Origin of the sequence: Acidovorax facilis (assembly GCF_050626955.1) — a bacterium.
GTDB classification, from domain to species: Bacteria; Pseudomonadota; Gammaproteobacteria; order Burkholderiales; family Burkholderiaceae_C; genus Acidovorax; species Acidovorax facilis.
Genome location: NZ_CP192460.1, coordinates 3520998 through 3544525, shown reverse-complemented (window position 1 = coordinate 3544525; position 23528 = coordinate 3520998). Strand labels below are relative to the sequence as shown.

The following is a 23528-nucleotide window of genomic DNA, read 5'->3' as shown; positions in this document are numbered from 1 at the left end:
CTTAGAACGCACTATGACTTTGGTAGCTGCTCCCGCCCGTCTGTCCACCGCTGCGGCCACTTTTGAGGCTGATTTTGCAGCCCGCCTGCATTGGTCTGCCGACACCGACGCGGCCATCGAGCAGCGCGTGGCCGACATCCTGGCCGACGTGCAAAAGCGCGGCGATGCGGCGGTGCTCGAATACACCGCCCGCTTCGACGGCCTCTCGGCACCGAACATGGCCGCGCTGGAGCTGACCCAGGCCGACTTCAAGGCCGCGTTTGACGCCATCCCCCAGGCCCAGCGCGACGCGCTGCAGGCCGCCGCCAAGCGCGTGCGCAGCTACCACGAAGCGCAGAAAAAAGCCTCGGGCGAGAGCTGGAGCTACCGCGACGAAGACGGCACGCTGCTGGGCCAGAAGGTCACACCGCTGGACCGCGTGGGCATCTACGTGCCCGGCGGCAAGGCCGCCTACCCGTCGAGCCTGCTGATGAACGCCATCCCGGCCCATGTGGCGGGCGTGCAGGAAATCATCATGGTGGTGCCCACGCCCGTACGCGGCAGCGTGGCGACCGGCGGCTCGGGTGAGGGCACGTCGACCCGGGGCGAGCGCAACGAGCTGGTGCTGGCAGCCGCCTACGTGGCCGGTGTGACCCGCGCCTTCACCATCGGCGGCGCACAGGCCGTGGCCGCGCTGGCCTACGGCACGGCCACCGTGCCCAAGGTCGACAAGATCACCGGCCCCGGCAACGCCTACGTGGCCAGCGCCAAGAAGCGCGTGTTCGGCACCGTGGGCATCGACATGATCGCAGGCCCGAGCGAAATCCTGGTGCTGGCCGATGGCACCACACCGCCCGACTGGGTGGCCATGGATCTGTTCAGCCAGGCCGAGCATGACGAGCTGGCGCAGAGCATCCTGCTGTGCCCCGACGCCGCCTACCTCGACGCCGTGCAGCGCGAGATCGACCGCCTGCTGCCCACCATGCCGCGCGCCGAGATCATCGCCAAGAGCCTTACCGGCCGGGGCGCGCTGATCCTCACCAAGGACATGGAAGAAGCCTGCGCGATCAGCAACCGCATCGCTCCGGAGCATTTGGAAGTGAGCAGCACCGACCCGCACCGTTGGGAGCCTTTGCTGCGCCACGCCGGTGCGATCTTTCTGGGGGCCTACACCTCCGAAAGCCTGGGCGACTACTGCGCAGGCCCCAACCACGTGCTGCCCACCAGCGGCACGGCACGCTTCTCGTCCCCGCTGGGCGTGTACGACTTCCAGAAGCGTAGCAGCATCATCGAAGTGAGCGAAGCCGGTGCCCAGGTGTTGGGCACGATTGCTGCCGAGCTGGCCTACGGCGAGGGCCTGCAGGCCCACGCGCAGGCGGCCGAGATGCGGCTCAAAGCTGGAGTCAAGCCGCGCTGATCGCCCCCCGGGGCAGGGCACCCTGTGTGGGTGCCGACGCCTTGGGCTGAGATGCGGCGGGTGCAGGCGGACAGGCGGCTCCTGCCACTGCCCGGTGCTGCGCCCAGTTCAGCCGCGCGGGCCGGTGGCCTTCGGCACTGACCCGCAGCCGCACCGGTCCGGCGAACGACAGACGCTGTCCGGCCTCCAGAAAATAATCTTCCAGCAGACCATCACAGGTCACCCAGACGCGGCCTTGTTCGACTTCGAGCAGGGCAATGTCGCCTGCGCGGAAGTCCAGCACCTGGACAGCCTGCAAGGGCGGCAGGGGCTGGCGCTTCCATTGCAGCGTGAGAGGAACCGCAGGCTGGCTGGGCAGTGCGGGCGACGGTGGGGTGGGGGTGTGCAGCGTGTTCATGCCTTCACTGTGCGGCCAGCTGCCGTGGGCCACCAGCCACAGGCGCGTGCGATCTGGCCCAGTACAGAACAGCGAACCGGCCCATCTGTACTGTACGCACTGGGCCGTCTCTGTACTGTCTGTCGGCCAAAGTGCCAGTACAGAATGCAGCATGGCCACCGATGACGCACCCCCGCTGTACCTTCAAATCGCCGAACAACTTGCGCAGCTGATCCGCAACGGCACCCTGGCGCGCGGCGAAAAGCTGCCCTCGGTGCGTGAGCTGGCGCGCCAGCACGGCGTGGCGCAGACCACGGTGGTGCAGGCCTACCACTGGCTCGAAGATGCGCGCCTGATCACCGCGCGCCCGCGCTCAGGCTTTTTTGTGGCGGCGCGGCCGGTGAGCCTGCCCGAGCCCAGCACACCGCGCCCGATGCGCCGCCCGCGCGAGGTGTCGGTGGACTGGCTGGGCCAGCGTATCCTGGGGCGCAACCAGCCGGTGGACATGATCTCGTACAGCAGCGGCACGCCCGGCCCCGAGCTGTTCAACCCCGACCGCGTGCGCCGCGCCGTGGTGCGCGCCGCGCAGCGCCACCGCAACCTGCTGTGCACTTACCCCGGTTCGTCGGGCCATGAGGACGCGCGCCGCGCCCTGGCGCGCTATGCCGTCAGCCTGGGCTGCAGCCTGGACCCCGAGAATATCGTGATCACCGGCGGCTGCATGGACTCCATTGCGCTGTGCCTGCGCGCGGTGACGCAGCCGGGCGACGTGGTGGCGCTGGAGTCACCCACGCATTTTTCGTTTCTGGAGGTGCTGCAGGGCCTGCACCTCAAGGCGCTGGAGATTCCCACCCACCCGCGCAACGGACTGTCTCTTGATGCGCTGCAGCTCGCGCTGGACACCCAGCCCGTCAAGGCCGTGATGGTGGTGCCCACGCTCAGCAACCCGCTGGGCAGCTGCATGCCCCAGGCCGAGCGCAGGCGCCTGGTGCAGATGGCGGCGCGGCACGACATGGCGGTCATCGAGGACGCGATCTACAACGATCTGGTCGAGGTGGACGAGATGCGCCGCACCGTCAAGTCGTACGACACCACAGGCCATGTGATGTTGTGCGACTCGTTCTCCAAGACGCTGGCGCCGGGCCTGCGCCTGGGCTGGCTGGAGGCCGGCCGCTGGGCCGACAAGCTGCGCGCCATCAAGGACCTGCAGGCGGGTGGCCAGTCCGCCGTGCTGGAGCTGGCCCTGGCCGACCTCATCACTCAGACGGGCCACGCCGCCGCCATGCGCCAGCTGCGTGCGGCCGTGGCGGCGCGCATGGATGAGGTGCGCCACGTGATTGCCGCGCACTTCCCGCAGGGTACGCGCGTGAGTGACCCGCCCGGCGGCCTGCTGCTGTGGCTGGAGCTGCCTCGCGCGCTCGATTCCGTGCAACTGCACGAGGCCTGCCTGGCCCGGCAGATCCTGATCGCACCCGGCACGGTGTTCAGCGCCAGCGGGCGGTTCCGCAACTGCCTGCGCATTGGCGTGGGCGGCGACTGGTCGCCTGCCCATCTGGAGGCGCTGCGCACCGTGGGTGACATGGCGTGCCAGATGCTGCAGGGCGGGGCACAGCGCAAGGCGGCTTGATTGTGGTGTTTTAATCAACACGAAATTCGTGGTACACGAAGTTCGTGTAATATTTAGTCCATGAAAAACATCACCGTGACCATGGACGACACCGTTGCCGAATGGGTCCGCGTGGAAGCCGCCAAGCGCGGCAGCAGCGTCTCGCGCCTGCTCGGTGAATGGCTGGCCGAAAAGATGCGCCAGGAAGACGCTTACGCCCAGGCCATGCGCGAGGCGCTGGGGTTTGAGAGCTGGGGCGCCTCCAGCGGGCCCTATGTGCCGCGCGAAACCTTGTTTCTGCGCTGAACCGGGAAAAACGCATGGCCACCGTCCCCATCTTTGTCGATACCGAAATCCTGCTCGCCAGCGTGGACGACCGCGATACCGGGCGCCAGGCGCGGGCGCGTGAATGGATCAGCTTTTGCTGGCAGACGCGCAGCGGCCGCATCAGCTCGCAGGTGCTCAACGAGCTGTACAACCAGGCCATCCAGCGTTTTGATGGCCCCCACGTGCTGCAGCAGGTGCGCGCCCAGGTGCGCCGCCTGCGCGTGTGGCTGCCGCCGCACCTCGACTCCTACACGGTGGACGGCGCCTGGGACCTGCAGGACCGCTACCGCCTGGGCTACTGGGATGCGCTCATCCTCTCGTCCGCCCATCAGCAGGGCTGCCGCTACCTGCTCACCGAAGCGTTGCCACACGACCAGCCGATGGACGCCGTGCGGCCGATCAACCCTTTTCTTGTCACCCCCAACGAACTGGACACCACCGAATGACTACTCCTGCGTCGTCTCCTCTCCAAGCCCTGGCCCGTATCCGCCCCGACGTGCGCGCCATGCACGCTTACGGCGTGCAGCCCTCCACCGGCATGCTCAAGATGGACGCGATGGAGAACCCGTTCCGCCTGCCCGCGCACCTCCAGGCCGCGCTGGGCCAGCGCCTGGGCGCGGTGGCGCTCAACCGCTACCCCGGCGACCGCCTGCTGGACCTGAAGGCGGCGCTCGCGAAATACGCCGGGATGCCCGAGGGCTACGGCGTGGTGCTGGGCAATGGCTCGGACGAACTCATCACCCTGCTGGCCCTGGCCTGCGCACAGCCCGGCACGGGCCAGCGCGCCACCATGCTGGCGCCCATGCCGGGTTTTGTGATGTACCCGCTGTCTGCGCAGCTGCAGGGCCTGGACTTTGTCGGCGTGCCGCTCACGCCCGACTTCGAGCTGGATGAGCCCGCCATGCTGGCCGCCATCGCGCAGCACAACCCCGCCATCACCTACATCGCCTACCCCAACAACCCCACGGCCACGCTGTGGGACGAGGGCGCAGTGCAGCGCATCATCGACGCCGCGGGCGCTCAGGGCGGCATCGTGGTCATGGACGAGGCCTACCAGCCCTTTGCCAGCCGCACCTGGATCGACCGCATGCGCGCCGAGCCCGCGCGCAACGCGCACGTGCTGCTCATGCGCACGCTCAGCAAGTTTGGCCTCGCAGGCGTGCGGCTGGGCTACCTCATCGGGCCCTCGGCGTTCGTGAGCGAGATCGACAAGGTGCGCCCGCCCTACAACGTGAGCGTGCTCAACTGCGAAGCCGCCCTGTTTGCTCTGGAACACGCCGAAGTTTTCGCCGCCCAGGCGGCGGAAATCCGTGCCGAACGCACCACGCTCATCGCAGCCCTGCGCCAGATGCCGGGTGTCGAAAAGTGCTGGGACAGCGAGGCCAACATGGTGCTGATCCGTGTGGCGGATTCCGCCAAGGCCTACGAGGGCATGAAAAACCGCAAGGTGCTCGTCAAGAACGTTTCTACAATGCACCCATTGCTGGCCAACTGCCTGCGCCTGACGGTAGGCAATGCCGAAGACAACGCGCAGATGCTGGCCGCACTCCAAGCCTCCTTATGACTTCCTCCGCACTTGTACCCTCCGCCCCATCGGCCGACCCGATGGCCGACCGCATCGCCGAGGTCAGCCGCAACACCGCCGAGACGCGCATCAGTGTGCGCATCAACCTCGACGGCACCGGCCAGGCGAAGCTGCACACCGGCATCGGCTTCTTCGACCACATGCTCGACCAGATCGCCCGCCATGGGCTGATCGACCTCGACATCGACTGCGAGGGTGACCTGCACATCGACGGCCACCACACCGTGGAAGACGTGGGCATCACGCTGGGCCAGGCTTTTGCGCGCGCCGTGGGCGACAAGAAAGGCATCCGCCGCTACGGGCATGCCTACGTGCCGCTGGACGAAGCGCTGTCGCGTGTGGTGGTGGATTTCTCGGGCCGCCCCGGGCTGCACATGGATGTGAAGTTCACGGCCGGGAGCATCGGCCAGCTCGACACGCAACTGGTGTTCGAGTTCTTCCAGGGCTTTGTGAACCACGCGGGCGTCACGCTGCACATCGACAACCTCAAGGGCGTCAACGCACACCACCAGTGCGAGACCATCTTCAAGGCGTTCGGGCGCACGCTGCGCGCGGCGCTGGAGCGCGACCCGCGCTCGGCCGGTGTCATCCCCTCCACCAAGGGTTCGTTGTGAAATTTTGGGTTAAATCAGGCGCTATCGCTTGATGGATAAGCGCTAGTAGCTATGAATATGGAAGCAAAAACAGTGGCGGTCGTGGACTACGGCATGGGCAACCTGCGCTCAGTGTCGCAGGCCGTGCAGGCCGCCGCCGAGGGCACGGGCTGGACCGTGGTCGTCACCCAGCGCCCCGAAGACGTGCGTGCCGCCCAGCGCATCGTGCTGCCAGGGCAGGGCGCCATGCCCGACTGCATGCGCGAGCTGCGCGAGTCCGGCCTGCAGGAATCGGTGCTCGAAGCCGCTGCCTCCAAGCCAATGTTCGGCGTGTGCGTGGGCATGCAGATGCTGCTGGACCACAGCGCCGAGGGGGATACGCCGGGCCTTGGCCTCATCCCTGGCGATGTGCTCAAGTTCGACCTGGCAGGCCGCACCCAGCCTGACGGCAGCCGCTTCAAGGTGCCCCAGATGGGCTGGAACCAGGTGCGGCAGATGCCCCACGCCCACCACGGCGGTGGCGTGCACCCGGTGTGGGCTGGCGTGCCGGACAGCAGCTACTTTTACTTTGTGCACAGTTTCTACGCCGTGCCGCAAAATCCTGCCCACTGCGCAGGGCAAACGGACTACGGCGGTTTGTTCGCCGCCGCCATTGCACGCGATAATATTTTTGCGACCCAGTTTCACCCGGAGAAAAGCGCGGAGCATGGCTTGGCCCTGTACCGCAATTTTCTGCACTGGAATCCCTGATCCCTTAACCGCCACCCGTTCGGGCCGAGCTGCGTCTCGCCCTTTTTCACCCGAACTTCACCACCATGCTGCTCATCCCCGCCATCGACCTCAAAGACGGCCACTGCGTACGCCTCAAACAAGGCGATATGGACCAATCCACCACCTTTGGTGAAGACCCCGCCGCCATGGCGCGCAAATGGGTGGATGCCGGTGCACGCCGCCTGCACCTGGTGGACTTGAACGGTGCGTTTGCGGGCGTGCCCAAGAACTACAGCGCCATCAAGTCCATTCTGAAAGAGGTGGGCGACGACATTCCCGTGCAGTTGGGCGGCGGTATCCGCGACCTGGACACCATCGAGAAATACATCGACGGCGGCCTGCGCTACGTGATCATCGGCACGGCTGCGGTCAAGAACCCCGGTTTTCTGAAGGACGCCTGCAGCGCCTTCGGCGGCCACATCATCGTGGGGCTCGATGCCAAGGACGGCAAGGTCGCTACCGACGGCTGGAGCAAGCTCACCGGCCACGAGGTCGTGGACCTGGCCAAGAAGTTCGAGGACTGGGGCGTCGAATCCATCATCTACACCGACATCGGCCGCGACGGCATGCTCTCGGGCATCAACATCGACGCTACGGTGAAGCTGGCCCAGGCTTTGAGCATCCCCGTCATCGCCTCGGGCGGCCTGTCGAACATGGCCGATATCGAGCAGCTGTGCGCGGTGGAGAGCGAAGGCGTCGAAGGTGTGATCTGCGGCCGCGCCATCTACAGCGGCGACCTCGACTTTGCTGCGGCGCAAGCGCGTGCCGACGAACTGAACGGCTGAAACCGATCACCCCCTGAGCGGCTTCGCCGCTTCCCCCAGTGGACGACGCCAGTGGCCTGGCGAAGCCAGTTCCACGGCGTCTGCTGGCCTCGGTAGCGCCTAATCAACGAATCGCTCACTGACATGCTCGCAAAACGAATCATTCCCTGTCTCGACGTCACCGGAGGCCGTGTGGTCAAGGGCGTCAATTTCGTCGAGCTGCGCGACGCAGGCGACCCGGTCGAAATTGCCGCGCGCTACAACGCGCAGGGCGCTGACGAGCTCACCTTCCTCGATATCACCGCCACCAGCGATGGCCGTGACCTCATCCTGCACATCATCGAGGCCGTGGCCAGCCAGGTGTTCATTCCACTCACCGTGGGTGGCGGCGTGCGCACTGTGGAAGACGTGCGCAGGCTGCTCAATGCGGGCGCCGACAAGACCAGTTTCAACTCGGCCGCGATTGCCAACCCTGACGTCATCAACGCCGTGTCTGCCAAGTACGGTGCTCAGTGCATCGTGGTGGCCATCGACGCCAAGCGTCGCTCGGCCGAGGATGCGCAGCGCCTGGGTGCCAACGGCCAGCCCGTGGGTGCGGGCTGGGACGTGTACAGCCACGGTGGGCGCAAGAACACCGGCCTGGACGCCATTGCCTGGGCCACCGAGATGGCGCAGCGCGGTGCGGGCGAAATCCTGCTGACCAGCATGGACCGCGACGGCACCAAGGCGGGTTTTGACCTGGAGCTGACCCGCGCAGTGAGCGATGCGGTGAGCGTGCCCGTGATCGCCTCGGGCGGGGTGGGCAACCTCGACCACCTGGCCGACGGCATCCAGACTGGCGGCGCCGACGCGGTGCTGGCCGCCAGCATCTTCCATTACGGCGAATACACCGTGGGCCAGGCCAAGGCCCGCATGGCCGAGCGCGGCATTCCGGTGCGTCTGTGACGACGGCATTCGCGGGCGCGCGTTGGGCGCTGGTGGTGGCCCTGGCGGCCATGGCACTGCCCGCTGCGGCGCAGCAGGTGCCGCCCCCGTCGTATGCGAGTTTTTCCGAGCGCCTGCCCTGTGTGCACCGCATTGGCCGCTGCTTTGACGCGACGATCGGCGGCAAGCCGGTGGAGGTGATTGCCGACAAGGCCGAATTCGAGAAGCTCAAGGCCCTGCTCCAGACGCTGAACAGCAATGTGCGTGACGTGCACTGGATCGTGCGCGAACCCGTGTTAGGCACGCTCGCGCTGGACGTGGAAACCCGCGCCAACACGCTGGGTTTGCCGCTGGTGGGCGATGAGAAGGAAGAGCCCGATGTCACCGTCTATGCCCTCGACGGCCAAGATCTGGAGAGCGAATCGGAGCTGGTAGCGCAGCAAAGCGTGCGCGTGAATGGCCAGCCCGTGGTGACGCAGCAGGAAACCCTCACGCAGGATTTTCTGCCCCCGGGGCGCTATGCGTTTGCCATCAAGTACCTGGGCCGCAAGAACTGGGATCGCAAGTGGGTGTTATTGACCGTGGCAAAGTAAATCTTCGATCAAAAGTGGTTCTGGCGCTGAGTGTGAAAGCGCTGATAGCTGTTGTTTTTGTAGTCAGATTTACGCGCTGCGCAGTGCTGCAATTGGCTGCAAGCTGCCCGACGATGCATCTGTTTTTTCATTGAACTCTCATTTTGATAGCTGCTAGCGCTTGATGGATAAGCGCTAGAGGCAAAAATGACCTCAAAACCGCTCGCGCGGCAGGCGGGCTGGTCATTCAAATCACCGACAATCCCGCCCATGAACTGGCTCAACGAAGTGAAATGGGACGCGCAGGGCCTGGTGCCCGTGATTGCGCAGGAGCAGGGCACGGGCGACGTGCTGATGTTTGCCTGGATGAACCGCGAGGCCCTTGCCAAGACGGCAGAACTCGGCCGCGCCGTGTACTTCAGCCGCTCGCGCAAGAAGCTGTGGTTCAAGGGCGAAGAGTCCGGCCACGTGCAGACCGTGCACGAGATCCGCCTGGACTGCGACAACGATGTGGTGCTGCTCAAGGTCACCCAGCTCGGCCACGAGCCTGGCATCGCCTGCCATACAGGCCGCCACAGCTGTTTTTTCAGCGTGCTCAAGGACGGAGCCTGGCACGCGGTCGATCCGGTCTTGAAAGACCCTGAATCCATCTACAAGTAATGGCAATGGACGACAAGACCATGAGTTCCAACGATTCCCTCGCACGCCTTGCCGATGTGATTGAAAGCCGCAAGCCTGCCAACGGTGGCGATCCCGACAAGAGCTATGTCTCGCGCCTGCTGCACAAGGGGCCGGATGCGTTTTTGAAGAAGATCGGCGAGGAGGCCACCGAAGTCGTCATGGCGGCCAAGGATGTGGACCACGGCGCCGACAAGTCCAAGCTGGTTTACGAAGTGGCCGACCTGTGGTTCCACTCCATGGTGGCCCTGGCCCACTATGGCCTCACGCCTGCCGATGTTCTGACCGAGCTGGAGCGCCGCGAGGGCACCAGCGGCATCGAGGAAAAAGCCTTGCGCAAGGTGGTTGCGCGCACTGCCGAAGAAGGGACCCCATGAACGACATCATCGATGTGCAAAGCAATGAGCAAAAGGCCCAGGGCCTGAAGAACATCGGCTGGGTCAGCTATGTGCTGCACCTCATCGTGGCCGTGGGGGCTGTGCTGCCAGGCGCGCAGGCCAGTGCGCTGTTGCTGGTCATTGCGCTGGTGATTGACTTGGTCAAGCGCAGCGATGCCGAGGGCACCTGGCAGGCCAATCATTTCTCCTGGCGCATCCGCTCGACGATCTGGGCTGGTGTTCTGTATGTGGTGACCGCGCCCCTGTGGCTGCTGCTGATTGCGCCGGGCTGGATTGCCTGGGGGCTGATCTCGCTGTGGTTCCTGTACCGCATCGTGCGCGGCATGCTGGCCATGAGCAAGAACCAGGCGGTGGATGCCTGAACCGACGGCGTCCCTGTCGCACTTGTCATCCCTGCCACGGCTGAACCTGGCCCTGCAGGGTGGGGGCTCCCACGGTGCGCTCACCTGGGGTGTGCTGGATGCCTTGCTGGAGGATGGCCAGTGGCAGTTTGATGGCGTGAGCGGCACCAGCGCCGGCGCGATGAATGCCGTGGCCATGGCGCACGGCTTTGCCAAAGCCGCGCAGGAGCACAAAGACCCGCACGAAGCGCACCTGGCCGGTTGCGTCCAGGCGCGTGAAACGCTTACCCGGCTGTGGGAGGGCGTGGGCACGCTGGGCAGCCTGATGTGGGGCTCGCCCCTGTCGGCCGCCAACCCCATGATGGGGCTGATGCGCCAGTGGCTCTCGCCCTACCAGACCAATCCGCTCGACATCAACCCGCTGCGCCGCCTGCTGGAGCGCGAGGTGGACTTTGACCTGCTGTGCACTGTGCGCCGCGCCAGCGCTGCGGCGGGCGGGCCCAAGGTGTTTGTGTGCGCCACCAACGTGCGCACCGGGCGCGGCGAAATCTTCTCTGGCCCCCGGCTGAGCGCGGATGCCGTGATGGCGTCGGCCTGCCTGCCAGCGCTGTTCAAGGCCGTGGAAATCGACGGTGAGCATTACTGGGACGGCGGCTATTCGGGCAACCCTGCGTTGCACCCGCTGATCTATCAGACCGAGACCTCCGACATCCTGCTTGTGCAGATCAACCCCATCGAACATCTGGATCTGCCCCACTCAGGCCAGGAAATCATGGAGCGCATGAACGAAGTCACCTTCAATGCCAGCCTGCTGGCCGAGTTGCGCGCCATCGAGTTCGTGCGCCGTCTGCTGGCCGAGGGCAAGCTGGATGCGCGCCGCTACAAAAGCGTGCGCATGCACCGCATCGACGGCGGCGCCGTGCTGGCGCCCTTTGGCGCCGACAGCAAGGCCCGTGCAGACATGGCCTTTGTGCGCAAGCTTTTCGCCCTCGGCCGCACGGCCGGGCAGGAATGGCTGCACGCGCACCGCAAGGATGTGGGTGTGCGGCCCACCATCAATATCGCTGAAAATACATGAAGCCCCCCTGTGCCGCCTACGGCGCCTTCCCCCTTGGGGGACGCCACCCGTGGCCTGGCAAAGCCAGTTCCACGGTGGCACTGGCTTCGCGCGCGCCGGTTGCGACCGCTTTGGATGGCGAGCAGCGCCTGGTGACCTGTTAATTTTGTACTGACATTTTCCTCATGCACGATCCGAACTGCCTCTTCTGCAAAATCATCGCAGGCCAGATTCCTTCGAAGAAGGTCTATGAAGACGAAGAAATTTTCGCCTTCCACGACATCCACCCCTGGGCGCCGGTGCACTTTCTGATGGTGCCCAAGCTGCATATCCCTTCGATGGCGCAGGTCACCGAGGAACACGCGGGTGTGCTGGGGCGCATGATGGCGCTGGCGCCGAAGCTGGCAATGGAGCAGGGCTGCAACCCGTACCCGGAGGGTGGCTTTCGCGTCGTGGTAAACACGGGGCTTGAAGGTGGGCAGGAAATCCACCACCTCCATATCCATGTGATGGGCGGTCCCCGTCCGTGGCTCAAAGGCTGAACCAGGCTGACGGGTCGTGCAGGGAGATTCCCGCAGTTCTGCTTGGGCTGTGAACTCCTGTCACGCCCCCCGTCTAAAATGATTGCAATTCGTTAGGAGATATTCCATGGGCTCTTTTTCCATCTGGCACTGGCTGATCGTGCTGCTGATCGTCGTCATGGTGTTCGGCACCAAGAAGCTCAAGAACATGGGCTCCGATCTCGGGGGCGCCGTCAAGGGCTTCAAGGACGGCATGAAAGACGGTTCGGCCGACGCGGCAGCCACCACCACCCCACCCGCAGGCCAGGTTGCCAACAACCCTGCGACCGACAAGACCACCATCGATGTCGAAGCCAAGCAAAAGAGCTGAGCGGGCTGTTCCCGCTGGCACCCGCACGCTTTGCGCTTGATCCATGATTGATATTGGCCTGTCCAAGATGGCGCTGATCGGCGCGGTGGCTCTTATAGTCATCGGGCCCGAGAAGCTCCCCCGTGTGGCCCGCACGGTGGGCACCCTGCTGGGCAAGGCCCAGCGTTACGTGTCCGATGTGAAGGCCGAGGTCAACCGGTCCATGGAGCTCGACGAGCTCAAGAAAATGAAGGACACGGTGGAGAACGCCGCACGCGATGTGCACAACTCCATCCAGACCAGCGCCAGCGAGTTCGAAAAGGACTGGGCCGAGGCTACCGACACCGCCAGCTCGGCGTTGCAGGACCAGACCGCCGTCGTGCCGGCTTACAAACACCCCGGCAAGAACTGGCGCCTCAAGCGGGGTGCGGTGCCCCAGTGGTACAAGGCCCGAAGCGGTGTGCGCACCAAGGCACAGTCCGGCGCGGCCCGTGTGGCGCGTTTCCGTCCCCGTAAATTCCATTGATGCAGCAGCCACCAGCGCACCGCGCGCTGCATGGGCGGCCCTGACGCCCACGAAAACCCAACATGTCCGAAACCCCTTCCAAAGAAGACGAGCTGGCCGGTACCGAGCAGCCGTTTGTGCAGCACCTGATGGAGCTGCGCGACCGGATGGTCAAGGCCATCATTGCCATCGCGATTGCGGCGGCGATTTTGTTCTTCTTCCCTGGCCCCGGCGCGCTGTATGACTTTCTGGCGGCGCCGCTGGTGGCCCACCTTCCCAAGGGCGCCACGCTGATCGCCACGTCGGTGATCTCGCCGTTCATGGTGCCGCTCAAGATATTGTTGATGTCGGCCTTTTTGCTGGCACTGCCGTTTGTGCTGTGGCAGGTGTGGGCCTTTGTGGCGCCTGGCCTGTATTCGCACGAAAAGAAGCTGGTGCTGCCGCTCGTGATCTCCAGCACGCTGCTGTTCTTCATCGGGGTGGCGTTTTGCTACTACCTGGTGTTTGGCCAGGTGTTTGCGTTTATCCAGAGCTTTGCGCCCAAGAGCATCACCGCCGCGCCAGACATCGAGGCCTACCTGAGCTTTGTGCTGTCGATGTTCCTGGCGTTTGGCTTGTCCTTCGAGGTGCCGATTGCCGTGGTGGTGCTGGCCCGCATGGGCATCGTGAGCGTGCAGAAGCTGCGGGAGTTTCGTGGCTATTTCATTGTGATCGCCTTTGTGATCGCTGCCATCGTCACGCCGCCCGATGTGGTGTCGCAGCTGTCGCTGGCGATCCCCATGTGTCTGCTGTACGAGGTGGGCATCTGGGCGGCGCAGATCTTCATCAAGCACACCAAAGCCCCGGAAGAGGGTAGCGAGCCCGCCTCCAACGCCTGAAGGTTGAGTTTTTCGTGAAAATGAGCTCTAGCGCTTGTTGGATAAGCGCTCCAAGCTATATTTTTAATAGCTGACGGGTTGCATCAGCGGCCATGTCGCGATGTTCTGCGCGCAGCCCCTAAAAACTGGCGCGTGCCCAATACCAGTGCCACCGCGGAACCGGCTTTGCGAGGCCGCTGGAGGCGTCTCCCTTTGGGAAAACGCGCAGCGCCTCAGAGGGGGCTTACCGCCTCACATTGCGCTGAGGCTTGGGGCGCACGCCGGGGTTGATGCTCAGTTCCACCATCTTGTCGCCACGCTGCACGTTGAATGGTGCTGCAGTGCCGGGCTTGAGCCCCGCCACGGCGGTCAGCAACTCGGACACATTGCTCACCTTCCTACCTTCAACCCGCACGATCACATCGCCGGGCCGCATGCCCGCCTGGGCGGCGGGGCCGTCCTGCAGCACGCCGGTGATGATCACGCCCTCGGTGGCTTTCACGCCGAAGGTTTCTGCCAGTTCGGGTGAGAGTTCGTTGGGCTCCACGCCAATCCAGCCGCGTGTGACCTGGCCGTCCTGCACGATGCCATCCAGCACCATGCGGGCCGTAGACACGGGGATTGCAAAGCCGATGCCCATGCTGCCGCCCGAGCGCGAGTAGATGGCCGTGTTGATGCCCATGAGGTTGCCATTTACATCCACCAGCGCGCCGCCCGAGTTGCCAGGGTTGATGGCCGCATCGGTCTGGATGAAGTTCTCGAAGGTGTTGATCCCGAGCTGTGTGCGGCCCAGCGCGCTCACGATGCCGCTGGTCACCGTCTGGCCCACGCCAAACGGGTTGCCTATGGCCAGCACCTGGTCGCCCACGGCGAGTACGTCCGAGTTGCCCAGCACGATGACGGGCAGCTTGTCGAGTTCGATCTTGAGGATGGCCAGGTCGGTGTCGGGGTCGGTGCCGATCACGCGGGCGCGGGCGCGGCGGCTGTCGGTCAGCGTCACTTCGATCTCGTCGGCGCCTTCCACCACGTGGTTGTTGGTCAGGATGTAGCCGTCGGGGCTCACGATCACCCCGCTGCCCAGCCCGGCCTGCGCCTGGGCCCCCTGGTCGCCAAAGAAGAACTGGAACCAGGGGTCGTTGCTGCGCGGATGGCGCACGGCCTTGCTGGTGTTGATGCTGACCACCGCAGGCGCCGCCTGGCGCGCCGCAGCGCTGAAGCTGCCCGCCGCAGGCTGCGCATTGGCCGGGGCAGGGGGTGCTTCGAGCAGCGCAATGCCCGCGCCGGAGCGTGTGGTGGCGCCCCGGCCCAGCCAGCTCGGCTGCAGGGTGGCGACAACGAAGTAGGCCGCAACGAACACCGTGACGGCCTGCGAGAACAACAGCCAGATGCGTTTCATGAAATTCTGTACAGGTGATGGGCTGGAGAAGGGGCGGCGGGCGGTGTGCATGCCACGGCTGCCTCCCGGAGAAAAGCATTGTCCCCCATGTGTGGGCGTGGGCCACGCGCGACAATAGCTGCATGAGCATTTCCCGCACCAAACTTTTGCAGGCGTTTGACAGCCTGCTGCAACCCGAGCGCTTCAAGGACTATGGCCCCAACGGCTTGCAGGTGGAGGGCAAGGCCGAGATCAGCCGCATCGTCAGCGGCGTGACGGCCAGCCGCGCCCTGATCGACGCGGCCATTGCTGCCCAAGCGGATGCCATCTTCGTGCACCATGGCCTGTTCTGGCGCGGGCAAGACGGCCGGGTGACGGGCTGGATGAAGCAGCGTTTGCAGTTGCTGCTCGCGCATGACATCAACCTGTTTGCCTACCACCTGCCGCTGGATGCCCACCCGGAACTGGGCAACAACGCCCAGCTAGGCCGGGTGCTGGGGCTCGTGGCCGACGCGCGGTTTGGCGAGAACGATCTGGGCTTTGCCGGGCCTGCCGCGTTTGCCGATGGGCAGGCCCTGGCAGACCATGTCGCGCAGGCCCTGGGCCGTCCCGTCACCTGGGTGCCGCCGGAAGGCGCTGCTGCGCAGCGGCCAGTCTGCCGCGTGGCCTGGTGCACAGGAGGCGCGCAGGGCTACTTCGAGGCGGCGATTGCGGCTGGGGCCGACGTGTTCATCACCGGCGAGATTTCCGAGCCCCAGGCGCATCTGGCCCGCGAGATGGGGGTGGGTTTTATCGCCGCAGGGCACCACGCGACCGAGCGTTATGGGGCGCCTGCGGTGGCGGCGCAGGTTGCAGGGCGGTTGGGTCTGGGCCACCAATTCATCGAGATCGACAATCCTGCCTGATCGCTGGTAGCCTGGGTTTTTAGCTATAAAAATAATAGCTATTTGCGCTTATCAATAAAGCGCTAGGGTCACTTTTTATCTGAAATCAAACTTCCATGAAGCCTCTCGCCATTACCCAGGGTGATCCTGCCGGCATCGGCCCCGAAATCGTGGCCAAGGCCTTTCGCGATGCGCCAGCCGATTTGGTGGGTTGCTTCGTGGTGGGCGATGTCGCCACCTTGCGGCGTGCGGCCCAGGCCATCGTGCGGCCCGGCGTGCCGATGGTGCCTGTCGCGCACATCACCTACCCTGCCAATGTGCTGGACATGCCGCCCCGATGTGTTCCGGTGTTGCAGTTGCCAAGCATTCCTGGCCCGCAGCCCTGGGGGCAGGTTAGCGCCGCCGCTGGCCGTGCCGCCGCAGACAGCGTGGTCTGGGCCGCCCACGCTGCGCTGCGGGGCGAGGTGGCGGGGCTGGTCACGGGGCCCTTGCACAAGGAGGCCCTGGCGGCAGCGGGCGTGGCGTTTCCGGGCCACACCGAGCTGCTGCAGGCCGAGGCCGCCGCGCACCAGGGGGTATCGCTGGCGCAAATGCCCGTGCGCATGATGCTCGCCAGCGACGAGCTGCGCACGGTGCTGGTCAGCATCCACATGTCGCTGCGCGATGCCATTGCGGCGGTCACCACGGACAACGTCCTGCAGACGTTGCAAATCACGCACGCTGCCCTGGTGCGCAGCCTGGGGCGGGCGCCGCGCATCGCGGTGGCGGGGCTCAATCCCCACGCGGGCGAGGGCGGGCTGTTCGGTAATGAGGAAGCCGAGGTGATTGCGCCGGCCATCGCCGCTGCGCGCGCGCAGGGGCTGGATGTACAGGGGCCCTTCGCTCCTGACACGGTGTTCATGCGCGCGCGCAGTACGCCCCATCGCGCTGGAGAGTTCGACGTGGTCATTGCCATGTACCACGACCAGGGGCTTATCCCGGTGAAGTACCTCGGGGTGGACAAGGGGGTGAACGTGACCCTGGGCTTGCCCCTGGTGCGCACCAGCCCCGACCACGGCACCGCGTTTGACATAGCGGGGCAAGGTATTGCCGATGCTGCAAGCCTCATCGAGGCCGTGCGCATGGCGCGGACCCTTTGTGGATGAAACAGTCCCATGGCGCTGTGGCTAAGCGCAAAAACAAAAAACTATCAATTCGATAGCGGATTGTTGAGGGATGGGGCTTCAAACTGGCGCGCCCCGAGCCAGCAGTCACCGCGCATGGGCCACTCCGCCCCTCTGGCGGCGTCCCCCTTCAGGGGGAAGGCGCGTAGCGACTCAAAGGGGCGTTATTTTTTCAAGCTATCTCTGATCTCGCGCAACAGGACGATGTCTTCGGCGGGTGCGGCTGGGGCTTCGGGGGCTGGCGCAGGGGCTTCGCGCTTGAGGCGGTTGATCTGCTTGATCATCATGAAGATGATGAACGCCAGAATGATGAAGTTGACGGCCACGGTCAGGAAGTTTCCATAGGCAAACACCGGCACGCCCGCCTTCTTGAGGGCATCGAGCGTCATGGCCGTGCCCGGTGGCACGGACCCCAGCACCACGAAGAGGTTGGAAAAGTCGAGTTTGCCGAACACCAGTCCCACCACCGGCATGATCAGGTCGGACACGACCGAATCCACAATCTTGCCGAACGCCCCTCCAATGATCACGCCGACGGCAAGGTCGATCACATTGCCCTTGACCGCAAACTCCCTGAACTCCTGCATCATCCCCATGGTGTGCTCCTTGTTTGAATGGTGATGCCGGAGTATTGCCCGGCGCGGTGCCCTGTCAAGACAGTCACCCACTTTGAAATAACCATTTTCACTCCGCTACAATTCGCGGTTGACCCAACAATAGCGATGTTTACCGAGGATCCCCATGAGTGACACACCAGTCGACACCAGTAAAAGGACGTGGCTGATTGCGTCCGGATGTGCCGGTGCCGCTGGCGGAGTGGCAGTTGCAGTGCCTTTCGTCAGTAGTTTTCAGCCTTCGGAAAAAGCCAGAGCGGCCGGTGCCGCTGTAGAGGTGGACATCTCCGCCCTTCAGCCCGGCGAAAAGCTGACCGTTGAATGGCGTGGCAAGCCCGTGTGGATCCTGAAGCGCACTCCCCAGCAGCTGGAGTCTCTCGCTCAGACGGAATCGCAGCTGGCCGATCCCAATTCGGATCGCAAGACGTACCCCACCCCCGAGTACGCCAAGAACCAGCACCGTTCGATCAAGCCGGAAGTGTTTGTGGGCGTGGGCATCTGCACCCACCTGGGTTGCTCGCCCGGAGACAAGTTCCAGACCGGCCCACAGCCCTCGCTGCCAGACGACTGGCACGGTGGCTTCCTGTGCGCCTGCCACGGCTCCACGTTCGACGTGGCTGGCCGGGTCTTCAAAAACAAGCCGGCGCCTGACAACCTGGAAGTGCCGCCGCACATGTACCTGTCCGACACGCTGCTGTTGATCGGCGAAGACAAGAAGGCCTGAGGTAAATCGACATGGCTGAATTCAAGGAAATCTCCCCCAACGCCTCGGCAGGCGCCAAGGTCACGAACTGGTTCGAGAACCGCTTCCCGACCGCTTTTGACGCCTACAAGGTGCACATGTCGGAGTACTACGCTCCGAAGAACTTCAACTTCTGGTACATCTTCGGCTCGCTGGCCCTCGTTGTGCTGGTGATCCAGATCGTGACCGGCATCTTCCTGGTCATGCACTACAAGCCCGACGCCAGCCTGGCGTTTGCTTCGGTCGAGTACATCATGCGCGATGTGCCCTGGGGCTGGCTGATCCGCTACATGCACTCCACAGGCGCCTCAGCGTTCTTTGTGGTGGTGTACCTGCACATGTTCCGTGGCCTTATCTACGGCAGCTACCGCAAGCCGCGCGAACTGGTCTGGATCTTCGGTTGCGCCATCTTTCTGTGCCTGATGGCAGAGGCCTTCATGGGCTACCTGCTGCCCTGGGGCCAGATGTCGTACTGGGGCGCTCAGGTGATCGTGAACCTGTTCGCTGCCATTCCTTTCATCGGTCCTGATCTGGCCTTGCTGATCCGTGGCGACTTCGTAGTGGGCGATGCCACGCTGAACCGCTTCTTCAGCTTCCATGTGATCGCTGTCCCGCTGGTGCTGCTCGGCTTGGTGGTGGCCCACTTGCTGGCGTTGCACGACGTGGGTTCCAACAACCCCGATGGCGTGGAAATCAAGGGCCCCAAGGCGCCCAAGGATGCCAATGGCAAACCGCTCGATGGCGTGCCTTTTCATCCCTACTACACGGTGCACGACATCTTCGCGCTGAGCATGTTCCTGATGGCGTTCACGGCCGTGGTGTTCTTTGCGCCTGAGTTTGGTGGCTACTTCCTGGAGTACAACAACTTCATCCCGGCCGATCCGCTGGTGACGCCGTTGCACATCGCGCCGGTCTGGTACTTCACACCGTTCTACTCGATGCTGCGTGCCATCACGACCGAGATGATGTACGTTCTGGTGCTGTGTGTGCTGGCTGGTGCTGCCTTTGGTGTGTTCAAGGCCAAGTTGCCCAGTTTCATCAAGGCCGGCATCGCCGGTGCCGCCGTCGTGGCAGTGGTGCTGATGCTGACGATCGACGCCAAGTTCTGGGGTGTGGTGGTGATGGGTGGTGCCGTGATCATCCTGTTCTTCCTGCCCTGGCTGGACCACAGCCCGGTGAAGTCGATCCGCTACCGTCCCGACTGGCACAAGTACCTGTATGGCGTGTTCGTGATCATCTTCCTGATCCTGGGCTACCTGGGTGTGCAGCCCCCTTCGCCCATTGGCGAACGTGTGTCGCAGGTGGGTACGCTGTTCTACTTTGGGTTCTTCCTGCTGATGCCCTGGTGGAGCCGTATTGGCGAGGCCAAGGCCGTGCCTGAACGCGTGACCTTTGTGGCGCACTGAGCCCCAGGAGATAACAACAATGAAGAAACTCATCCTCACGCTGGTGGCTGCCCTGGGTCTGGCTGCTGGCTCTGCACTGGCTGCGGGCGGTGGCATTCCGCTGGACAAGGCCCCCGTCAAGACGAACGATCTGGCCTCGCTGCAAAATGGCGCTAAGGTTTTCGTCAACTATTGCCTGAATTGCCACTCTGCAGCGTTCATGCGGTTCAATCGCCTGAAAGACATCGGTTTGACCGATCAGCAGGTCAAGGACAACCTGCTGTTCACTACGGACAAGGTCGGCGAAACCATGAAGGCGGCGATTGATCCCAAGCAGGCCAAGGCCTGGTTTGGTGCCAACCCCCCCGATCTGACCGTGATCGCCCGTTCGCGTGCTGGCGCGGGTGGTTCGGGTGCGGATTACCTGTACACCTACCTGCGTACATACTACCGCGACGAAACCAAGCCGACCGGCTGGAACAACCTCGTGTTCCCCAACGTGGGCATGCCCCACGTGTTGTGGGAGCTGCAGGGTGATCGCCGCCCAGTGTTTGAAGAGCACGAAAGCCATGGTCACAAGACCCAGGTTTTCAAGGGTTGGGAGCAGGTCAGGCCTGGTCTGATGACCCCGCTGCAGTACGACCAGACTGTGGGTGACCTGGTGAACTACATGCAGTGGATGGCAGAACCCGCGCAAAACACCCGCAAGCGCGTGGGTGTCTGGGTGCTGATTTTCCTGGGCGTGTTCACGGTGATTGCCTGGAGGCTCAACGCAGCCTTCTGGAAAGATGTGAAGTAACGCGCGCAGCAGTCATATCCATTGAAAGCACCCTTCGGGGTGCCTTGGTTTTTTTGCAGAGTGGGCGCTTTTGGCGTCCCACTCTTTTGATTTTTAGGAGCCTCCCACCATGATGGTGCTTTACTCGGGTACGACCTGTCCCTTCTCCCACCGCTGCCGTTTTGTCCTGTTCGAAAAGGGCATGGACTTTGAAATCCGTGATGTGGACCTGTACAACAAGCCCGAAGACATCAGCGTGATGAACCCCTACGGCCAGGTTCCCATTCTGGTCGAGCGCGATCTGATCCTGTACGAGTCGAACATCATCAACGAGTACATCGACGAGCGCTTCCCCCATCCCCAGCTGATGCCCGGCGACCCCGTAGACCGCGCCCGTGTGCGCCTGTTCCTGCTCAACTTCGAGAAGGAACTGTTCGTGCACGTGAACATCCTGGAGTCGCGCGCGACCAAGGGCAACGAAAAGGCGCTGGAAAAGGCGCGTGCGCACATCCGTGATCGCCTGACACAGCTGGCCCCTGTGTTCCTCAAGAACAAGTACATGCTGGGCGACAACTTCTCCATGCTCGACGTGGCCATTGCCCCGCTGCTGTGGCGCCTCGACTACTATGGCATCGACCTCAGCAAGAATGCAGCTCCGCTGCTCAAGTATGCAGAACGCATCTTCTCGCGCCCTGCGTACATCGAGGCGTTGACCCCATCCGAGAAGGTCATGCGCAAGTAACTTGCGGCCTGCCCCGCTCCCTATCCACAGCAGTTGCCTTTCACCTTCATGACCGCACAGGAATCCACGTCCACACGCCCGTACCTCATTCGTGCCTTGTACGAGTGGTGCACCGACAACGGGCTGACGCCGTATGTGGCGGTGCGTGTCGATGACTCGGTGCAGGTGCCGCGTGAATACGTGAAGGATGGTGAGATCGTCCTGAACATCAGTTTTGATGCGACGAGTGCCTTGCAACTGGGCAACGATTTCATCGAGTTCAAGGCCCGGTTTGGCGGCAAGCCGCGTGAGATCCTCGTGCCGGTGGGGCGGGTGATCGCCATTTATGCCCGTGAAAACGGGCAGGGTATGGCGTTTCCACCCCCGGTGGATGTGCTGGCTGGTGGTGCGGATGCTGCCGGGGCCATCGCGCCCGTGCTGGCAGAAGCGGTGTCTTCCGAAGATGCTTCTGCTGCAAGTGGAGCGCAAACTTCCGAGGACCGCGTGGTGCAGCTGGTATCTGCGGAAGACGGCAGGAAAGATGGCGACGAAGGGGGTGACGCACCGCGACCACCTCCGGCTGCGGGTGGTGCTCGGCCATCGCTCAAGCGGGTGAAATAACCGCCCCTTGTTTTCTTGAGGCTGCTTTTTCCACGATAAAATGCAGCCTTCGCCGGTTTAGCTCAGTTGGTAGAGCACCCGCCTTGTAAGCGGTAGGTCGTCAGTTCGATTCCGACAACCGGCACCAGTTTTCTCCTGTTCCTCACCGCATTCCCTGTTCCTGCCGTTGACCGTCAGGTTTGAACTTTCAGGCGAATCGCGTTAACCTCCCACCCCCGGCTGCGCAAATGCGCCTGCAAAGCAGGCAGCAGTTGGCGTATTTTTGCCGCGGCGGCATTGCTTTTGACCAGCAGGCACCAGGAGTCTCCATCAATGGGGCCGGCCTGGATCGCTGGGCGCAGCGCCGCAGGAATCAGCATTTCAATGGCCTTGAGCCGATCACTGGAGTCGCGTGTCAGCGCTGTGAGCTTGGCCAGCGTGGGAGAGTCCTCGCTGGCTTGCTGCAGGGTGACGGCGTAGTGGCGGCGGTTCATGGTGTGCGTCTTCGGGCGTGGAGAATTCGTAGTGCATCTGATTATCACGGACGCCAGGCTGGCGCGCAGCCGGGCCATTCACTTGTCGGGCACCCGCCTGATCCTTGCAGGGCTCTTGCTGTCGCTGTGCCTCATGCTGGTGGCTGCGACGCTGTACCACTGGGTGTTTCTCAAGGGCGCGCGTGAAGGCTGGCCGATTGTGGGGTCATTGGTGCGGTTGGTCGTCAAGGACGAGTTTGCAGAGCGGGACCGTTTCATGCGTGCCAATCTGGATGCCATGGCCCGCCGCGTTGGCGAGATGCAGGCCCGCATGGTGCAGCTGGAATCCTTGGGCGACCGCGTGCTGGGCCTTGCAGGCATGGCGCCGGCCGATGTCCAGAAGTCCGATGGGCGTGGAGGGGTGTTGGTCAGTGCACGCAATCTCTCCATGGAGGAACTGCAATCCACCCTTGACGAGCTGGAGCGCCTGACCAACCAGCGTGTGGATTTGATGACCGTGCTCGAATCGCGCCTTTTTGATCAGCACATCCGCAAGAAGATGATTCCTACCCATGCACCTGTCACCGGACGGGTGCCGGGCTCGGCGTTTGGCTGGCGCGTAGACCCAATCACCGGCCAGTCGGCCTTGCACACGGGCCTGGATTTTCAGGCAGATACCGGAACACCGATCCTGGCAGCTGCGGGGGGTGTAGTCGTGACGCAGGAATACCATCCGGCTTACGGCAACATGATCGAGGTGGACCACGGCAACCAGCTGGTCACGCGCTACGCCCACGCATCGCGCACCTTGGTCAAGCAGGGCGACATCGTGCGCCGTGGCCAGAAGATTGCCGAAGTGGGAACCACAGGGCGTTCCACCGGTCCCCACCTTCACTTTGAGGTGCTGGTGCAAGGGGTTTTCCAGGACCCACAGAAGTTTCTCAGCGCTGGCGGCACGGCTGCGGGTGCGCAGGTTGCGGCGATCCAGCCGCACGCATCGCCCGGCCAGCCGGCCACACCTGCAGCAGGCAGGTAAAATCGCGGGTCCGGTGTTCACGGCCCGGGATTGCAGTGCTTGCAATCCCTGGTGATGGACCCACCTGAACTCAATTCATCTTAGGGATTTCGGTCGCTTGACGCGCTGCTTGCAGCGGGGCAGGCGGTCCTGTTCGC

31 protein-coding genes and 1 tRNA gene are annotated in these 23528 nt (G+C 63.8%); 27 read left to right on the top strand and 5 right to left on the bottom strand.

The annotated features are described in order from the left end of the window. Positions 1–13: 13 nt before the first annotated feature. Entirely contained in the window at positions 14–1396 is a 1383-nt protein-coding gene (gene hisD, locus ACQ4MJ_RS16265; protein WP_431151965.1) for a histidinol dehydrogenase, read from the top strand. Here hisD and ACQ4MJ_RS16260 read toward each other — a convergent pair. Further along, on the bottom strand, positions 1383–1793 hold the full coding sequence (locus ACQ4MJ_RS16260) for a DUF2917 domain-containing protein (RefSeq protein ID WP_431151966.1): 411 nt from the start codon (positions 1791–1793) through the stop codon (positions 1383–1385). The two genes, hisD and ACQ4MJ_RS16260, sit on opposite strands and share 14 nt — an antisense overlap. A 151-nt stretch (positions 1794–1944) precedes the next feature. Between ACQ4MJ_RS16260 and ACQ4MJ_RS16255 the strand changes: the two genes are divergently transcribed. From ACQ4MJ_RS16255 to ACQ4MJ_RS16215, 9 genes are all read left to right on the top strand, one after another. Further along, positions 1945–3399: a PLP-dependent aminotransferase family protein gene (locus ACQ4MJ_RS16255; protein ID WP_108497076.1), complete on the top strand. Its 1455-nt coding sequence runs from the start codon at positions 1945–1947 to the stop codon at positions 3397–3399. 60 nt (positions 3400–3459) lie between these two features. Further along, positions 3460–3684 carry a hypothetical protein gene (locus ACQ4MJ_RS16250; RefSeq protein ID WP_015012682.1) on the top strand — a complete coding sequence of 75 codons (225 nt, stop codon included), beginning with the start codon at positions 3460–3462 and terminating at the stop codon, positions 3682–3684. A 14-nt stretch (positions 3685–3698) separates the two neighbouring features. After that, positions 3699–4151, top strand: a complete 453-nt coding sequence (locus ACQ4MJ_RS16245; RefSeq protein ID WP_121507442.1) for a PIN domain-containing protein — start codon at positions 3699–3701, stop codon at positions 4149–4151. After that, the gene (gene hisC, locus ACQ4MJ_RS16240) at positions 4148–5269 is read left to right on the top strand and encodes a histidinol-phosphate transaminase (RefSeq protein ID WP_121422433.1); all 1122 of its coding nucleotides are present in this window, start codon (positions 4148–4150) and stop codon (positions 5267–5269) included. Before ACQ4MJ_RS16245 ends, hisC begins: the two co-directional genes overlap by 4 nt. Beyond that, entirely contained in the window at positions 5266–5904 is a 639-nt protein-coding gene (hisB, locus tag ACQ4MJ_RS16235; protein WP_015012685.1) for an imidazoleglycerol-phosphate dehydratase HisB, read from the top strand. The genes hisC and hisB overlap by 4 nt, the downstream gene beginning before the upstream one ends. 51 nt (positions 5905–5955) lie before the next feature. Beyond that, positions 5956–6633 carry an imidazole glycerol phosphate synthase subunit HisH gene (gene hisH / locus ACQ4MJ_RS16230; RefSeq protein WP_055399227.1) on the top strand — a complete coding sequence of 226 codons (678 nt, stop codon included), beginning with the start codon at positions 5956–5958 and terminating at the stop codon, positions 6631–6633. Between the two features lie 65 nt (positions 6634–6698). Further along, positions 6699–7439 (top strand): 1-(5-phosphoribosyl)-5-[(5-phosphoribosylamino)methylideneamino]imidazole-4-carboxamide isomerase, encoded by a 741-nt coding sequence (gene hisA, locus ACQ4MJ_RS16225; RefSeq protein ID WP_055399225.1) that lies wholly within the window; start codon positions 6699–6701, stop codon positions 7437–7439. A 123-nt stretch (positions 7440–7562) separates the two neighbouring features. Beyond that, positions 7563–8363, top strand: coding sequence for an imidazole glycerol phosphate synthase subunit HisF (hisF, locus tag ACQ4MJ_RS16220; protein ID WP_121422436.1), 801 nt, complete (start codon positions 7563–7565; stop codon positions 8361–8363). Beyond that, entirely contained in the window at positions 8360–8935 is a 576-nt protein-coding gene (locus ACQ4MJ_RS16215; protein ID WP_431151967.1) for a hypothetical protein, read from the top strand. The genes hisF and ACQ4MJ_RS16215 overlap by 4 nt, the downstream gene beginning before the upstream one ends. An 8-nt stretch (positions 8936–8943) precedes the next feature. Here ACQ4MJ_RS16215 and ACQ4MJ_RS16210 read toward each other — a convergent pair whose 3' ends face one another. Then, positions 8944–9186, bottom strand: a complete 243-nt coding sequence (locus tag ACQ4MJ_RS16210; protein WP_228898915.1) for a hypothetical protein — start codon at positions 9184–9186, stop codon at positions 8944–8946. Here ACQ4MJ_RS16210 and hisI point away from each other — a divergent pair. The 8 genes from hisI (at position 9176) to tatC (ending at position 13641) form a co-directional block, all read left to right on the top strand. Then, positions 9176–9574, top strand: a complete 399-nt coding sequence (gene hisI / locus ACQ4MJ_RS16205) for a phosphoribosyl-AMP cyclohydrolase (RefSeq protein WP_176889144.1) — start codon at positions 9176–9178, stop codon at positions 9572–9574. The two genes, ACQ4MJ_RS16210 and hisI, sit on opposite strands and share 11 nt — an antisense overlap. A 20-nt stretch (positions 9575–9594) precedes the next feature. Beyond that, entirely contained in the window at positions 9595–9969 is a 375-nt protein-coding gene (locus ACQ4MJ_RS16200) for a phosphoribosyl-ATP diphosphatase (protein ID WP_121423050.1), read from the top strand. After that, positions 9966–10352: a DUF4870 family protein gene (locus ACQ4MJ_RS16195; protein WP_121422438.1), complete on the top strand. Its 387-nt coding sequence runs from the start codon at positions 9966–9968 to the stop codon at positions 10350–10352. The genes ACQ4MJ_RS16200 and ACQ4MJ_RS16195 overlap by 4 nt, the downstream gene beginning before the upstream one ends. Continuing rightward, positions 10345–11409, top strand: a complete 1065-nt coding sequence (locus ACQ4MJ_RS16190) for a patatin-like phospholipase family protein (RefSeq protein WP_431151970.1) — start codon at positions 10345–10347, stop codon at positions 11407–11409. The genes ACQ4MJ_RS16195 and ACQ4MJ_RS16190 overlap by 8 nt, the downstream gene beginning before the upstream one ends. A 164-nt stretch (positions 11410–11573) precedes the next feature. Then, positions 11574–11930: a histidine triad nucleotide-binding protein gene (locus tag ACQ4MJ_RS16185; protein WP_055399213.1), complete on the top strand. Its 357-nt coding sequence runs from the start codon at positions 11574–11576 to the stop codon at positions 11928–11930. Positions 11931–12036: 106 nt separating this feature from the next. Next, complete coding sequence (tatA, locus tag ACQ4MJ_RS16180; protein ID WP_055399211.1) at positions 12037–12279, top strand: Sec-independent protein translocase subunit TatA; 243 nt, start codon at positions 12037–12039, stop codon at positions 12277–12279. Positions 12280–12322: 43 nt separating this feature from the next. Further along, on the top strand, positions 12323–12784 hold the full coding sequence (gene tatB, locus ACQ4MJ_RS16175; RefSeq protein WP_055399209.1) for a Sec-independent protein translocase protein TatB: 462 nt from the start codon (positions 12323–12325) through the stop codon (positions 12782–12784). A 62-nt stretch (positions 12785–12846) separates the two neighbouring features. Continuing rightward, the gene (tatC, locus tag ACQ4MJ_RS16170; protein WP_121422440.1) at positions 12847–13641 is read left to right on the top strand and encodes a twin-arginine translocase subunit TatC; all 795 of its coding nucleotides are present in this window, start codon (positions 12847–12849) and stop codon (positions 13639–13641) included. Between the two features lie 223 nt (positions 13642–13864). Here tatC and ACQ4MJ_RS16165 read toward each other — a convergent pair whose 3' ends face one another. Further along, the gene (locus ACQ4MJ_RS16165) at positions 13865–15016 is read right to left on the bottom strand and encodes a S1C family serine protease (RefSeq protein ID WP_055399373.1); all 1152 of its coding nucleotides are present in this window, start codon (positions 15014–15016) and stop codon (positions 13865–13867) included. A gap of 122 nt (positions 15017–15138) precedes the next feature. On the opposite strand from ACQ4MJ_RS16165, the gene ACQ4MJ_RS16160 reads away from it, so the two are divergent. Then, entirely contained in the window at positions 15139–15900 is a 762-nt protein-coding gene (locus tag ACQ4MJ_RS16160; protein WP_055399371.1) for a Nif3-like dinuclear metal center hexameric protein, read from the top strand. A gap of 95 nt (positions 15901–15995) precedes the next feature. Continuing rightward, complete coding sequence (pdxA, locus tag ACQ4MJ_RS16155) at positions 15996–17024, top strand: 4-hydroxythreonine-4-phosphate dehydrogenase PdxA (RefSeq protein WP_431151971.1); 1029 nt, start codon at positions 15996–15998, stop codon at positions 17022–17024. Positions 17025–17206: 182 nt separating this feature from the next. Here pdxA and mscL read toward each other — a convergent pair whose 3' ends face one another. Beyond that, positions 17207–17638 (bottom strand): large conductance mechanosensitive channel protein MscL, encoded by a 432-nt coding sequence (gene mscL, locus ACQ4MJ_RS16150; protein WP_055399204.1) that lies wholly within the window; start codon positions 17636–17638, stop codon positions 17207–17209. A 145-nt stretch (positions 17639–17783) separates the two neighbouring features. On the opposite strand from mscL, the gene petA reads away from it, so the two are divergent. From petA to ACQ4MJ_RS16120, 6 genes are all read left to right on the top strand, one after another. Next, positions 17784–18380: a ubiquinol-cytochrome c reductase iron-sulfur subunit gene (gene petA, locus ACQ4MJ_RS16145; RefSeq protein ID WP_431151972.1), complete on the top strand. Its 597-nt coding sequence runs from the start codon at positions 17784–17786 to the stop codon at positions 18378–18380. Between the two features lie 11 nt (positions 18381–18391). Beyond that, a complete protein-coding gene (locus ACQ4MJ_RS16140) occupies positions 18392–19804 on the top strand; it encodes a cytochrome b (RefSeq protein ID WP_431151973.1) in 1413 nt (470 codons plus the stop codon). A gap of 19 nt (positions 19805–19823) precedes the next feature. Continuing rightward, positions 19824–20582, top strand: coding sequence for a cytochrome c1 (locus ACQ4MJ_RS16135; protein WP_431151974.1), 759 nt, complete (start codon positions 19824–19826; stop codon positions 20580–20582). A gap of 109 nt (positions 20583–20691) precedes the next feature. After that, a complete protein-coding gene (locus ACQ4MJ_RS16130; RefSeq protein ID WP_007854512.1) occupies positions 20692–21303 on the top strand; it encodes a glutathione S-transferase N-terminal domain-containing protein in 612 nt (203 codons plus the stop codon). A gap of 48 nt (positions 21304–21351) precedes the next feature. Next, a complete protein-coding gene (locus ACQ4MJ_RS16125; protein WP_431151975.1) occupies positions 21352–21903 on the top strand; it encodes a ClpXP protease specificity-enhancing factor in 552 nt (183 codons plus the stop codon). A 51-nt stretch (positions 21904–21954) separates the two neighbouring features. Next, positions 21955–22030 (top strand) — tRNA-Thr (locus ACQ4MJ_RS16120). Between the two features lie 46 nt (positions 22031–22076). Here the strand turns inward: ACQ4MJ_RS16120 and ACQ4MJ_RS16115 are convergent. Then, positions 22077–22376 (bottom strand): hypothetical protein, encoded by a 300-nt coding sequence (locus ACQ4MJ_RS16115; protein ID WP_055399197.1) that lies wholly within the window; start codon positions 22374–22376, stop codon positions 22077–22079. 31 nt (positions 22377–22407) lie between these two features. Here ACQ4MJ_RS16115 and ACQ4MJ_RS16110 point away from each other — a divergent pair, with 31 nt between their 5' ends. Continuing rightward, positions 22408–23391 (top strand): M23 family metallopeptidase, encoded by a 984-nt coding sequence (locus ACQ4MJ_RS16110; RefSeq protein WP_228898777.1) that lies wholly within the window; start codon positions 22408–22410, stop codon positions 23389–23391. Positions 23392–23528: the final 137 nt, after the last annotated feature.

Coding starts and splice junctions, on each gene's coding strand:
- hisD (WP_431151965.1), top strand. CDS start 14: ATGACTTTGGTAGCTGCTCCCGCCCGTCTGTCCACCGCTGCGGCCACT.
- ACQ4MJ_RS16260 (WP_431151966.1), bottom strand. CDS start 1,793: ATGAACACGCTGCACACCCCCACCCCACCGTCGCCCGCACTGCCCAGC.
- ACQ4MJ_RS16255 (WP_108497076.1), top strand. CDS start 1,945: ATGGCCACCGATGACGCACCCCCGCTGTACCTTCAAATCGCCGAACAA.
- ACQ4MJ_RS16250 (WP_015012682.1), top strand. CDS start 3,460: ATGAAAAACATCACCGTGACCATGGACGACACCGTTGCCGAATGGGTC.
- ACQ4MJ_RS16245 (WP_121507442.1), top strand. CDS start 3,699: ATGGCCACCGTCCCCATCTTTGTCGATACCGAAATCCTGCTCGCCAGC.
- hisC (WP_121422433.1), top strand. CDS start 4,148: ATGACTACTCCTGCGTCGTCTCCTCTCCAAGCCCTGGCCCGTATCCGC.
- hisB (WP_015012685.1), top strand. CDS start 5,266: ATGACTTCCTCCGCACTTGTACCCTCCGCCCCATCGGCCGACCCGATG.
- hisH (WP_055399227.1), top strand. CDS start 5,956: ATGAATATGGAAGCAAAAACAGTGGCGGTCGTGGACTACGGCATGGGC.
- hisA (WP_055399225.1), top strand. CDS start 6,699: ATGCTGCTCATCCCCGCCATCGACCTCAAAGACGGCCACTGCGTACGC.
- hisF (WP_121422436.1), top strand. CDS start 7,563: ATGCTCGCAAAACGAATCATTCCCTGTCTCGACGTCACCGGAGGCCGT.
- ACQ4MJ_RS16210 (WP_228898915.1), bottom strand. CDS start 9,186: ATGGGCGGGATTGTCGGTGATTTGAATGACCAGCCCGCCTGCCGCGCG.
- ACQ4MJ_RS16200 (WP_121423050.1), top strand. CDS start 9,595: ATGAGTTCCAACGATTCCCTCGCACGCCTTGCCGATGTGATTGAAAGC.
- ACQ4MJ_RS16195 (WP_121422438.1), top strand. CDS start 9,966: ATGAACGACATCATCGATGTGCAAAGCAATGAGCAAAAGGCCCAGGGC.
- ACQ4MJ_RS16190 (WP_431151970.1), top strand. CDS start 10,345: ATGCCTGAACCGACGGCGTCCCTGTCGCACTTGTCATCCCTGCCACGG.
- ACQ4MJ_RS16185 (WP_055399213.1), top strand. CDS start 11,574: ATGCACGATCCGAACTGCCTCTTCTGCAAAATCATCGCAGGCCAGATT.
- tatA (WP_055399211.1), top strand. CDS start 12,037: ATGGGCTCTTTTTCCATCTGGCACTGGCTGATCGTGCTGCTGATCGTC.
- tatB (WP_055399209.1), top strand. CDS start 12,323: ATGATTGATATTGGCCTGTCCAAGATGGCGCTGATCGGCGCGGTGGCT.
- tatC (WP_121422440.1), top strand. CDS start 12,847: ATGTCCGAAACCCCTTCCAAAGAAGACGAGCTGGCCGGTACCGAGCAG.
- ACQ4MJ_RS16165 (WP_055399373.1), bottom strand. CDS start 15,016: ATGAAACGCATCTGGCTGTTGTTCTCGCAGGCCGTCACGGTGTTCGTT.
- ACQ4MJ_RS16160 (WP_055399371.1), top strand. CDS start 15,139: ATGAGCATTTCCCGCACCAAACTTTTGCAGGCGTTTGACAGCCTGCTG.
- pdxA (WP_431151971.1), top strand. CDS start 15,996: ATGAAGCCTCTCGCCATTACCCAGGGTGATCCTGCCGGCATCGGCCCC.
- mscL (WP_055399204.1), bottom strand. CDS start 17,638: ATGGGGATGATGCAGGAGTTCAGGGAGTTTGCGGTCAAGGGCAATGTG.
- petA (WP_431151972.1), top strand. CDS start 17,784: ATGAGTGACACACCAGTCGACACCAGTAAAAGGACGTGGCTGATTGCG.
- ACQ4MJ_RS16140 (WP_431151973.1), top strand. CDS start 18,392: ATGGCTGAATTCAAGGAAATCTCCCCCAACGCCTCGGCAGGCGCCAAG.
- ACQ4MJ_RS16135 (WP_431151974.1), top strand. CDS start 19,824: ATGAAGAAACTCATCCTCACGCTGGTGGCTGCCCTGGGTCTGGCTGCT.
- ACQ4MJ_RS16130 (WP_007854512.1), top strand. CDS start 20,692: ATGATGGTGCTTTACTCGGGTACGACCTGTCCCTTCTCCCACCGCTGC.
- ACQ4MJ_RS16125 (WP_431151975.1), top strand. CDS start 21,352: ATGACCGCACAGGAATCCACGTCCACACGCCCGTACCTCATTCGTGCC.
- ACQ4MJ_RS16115 (WP_055399197.1), bottom strand. CDS start 22,376: ATGAACCGCCGCCACTACGCCGTCACCCTGCAGCAAGCCAGCGAGGAC.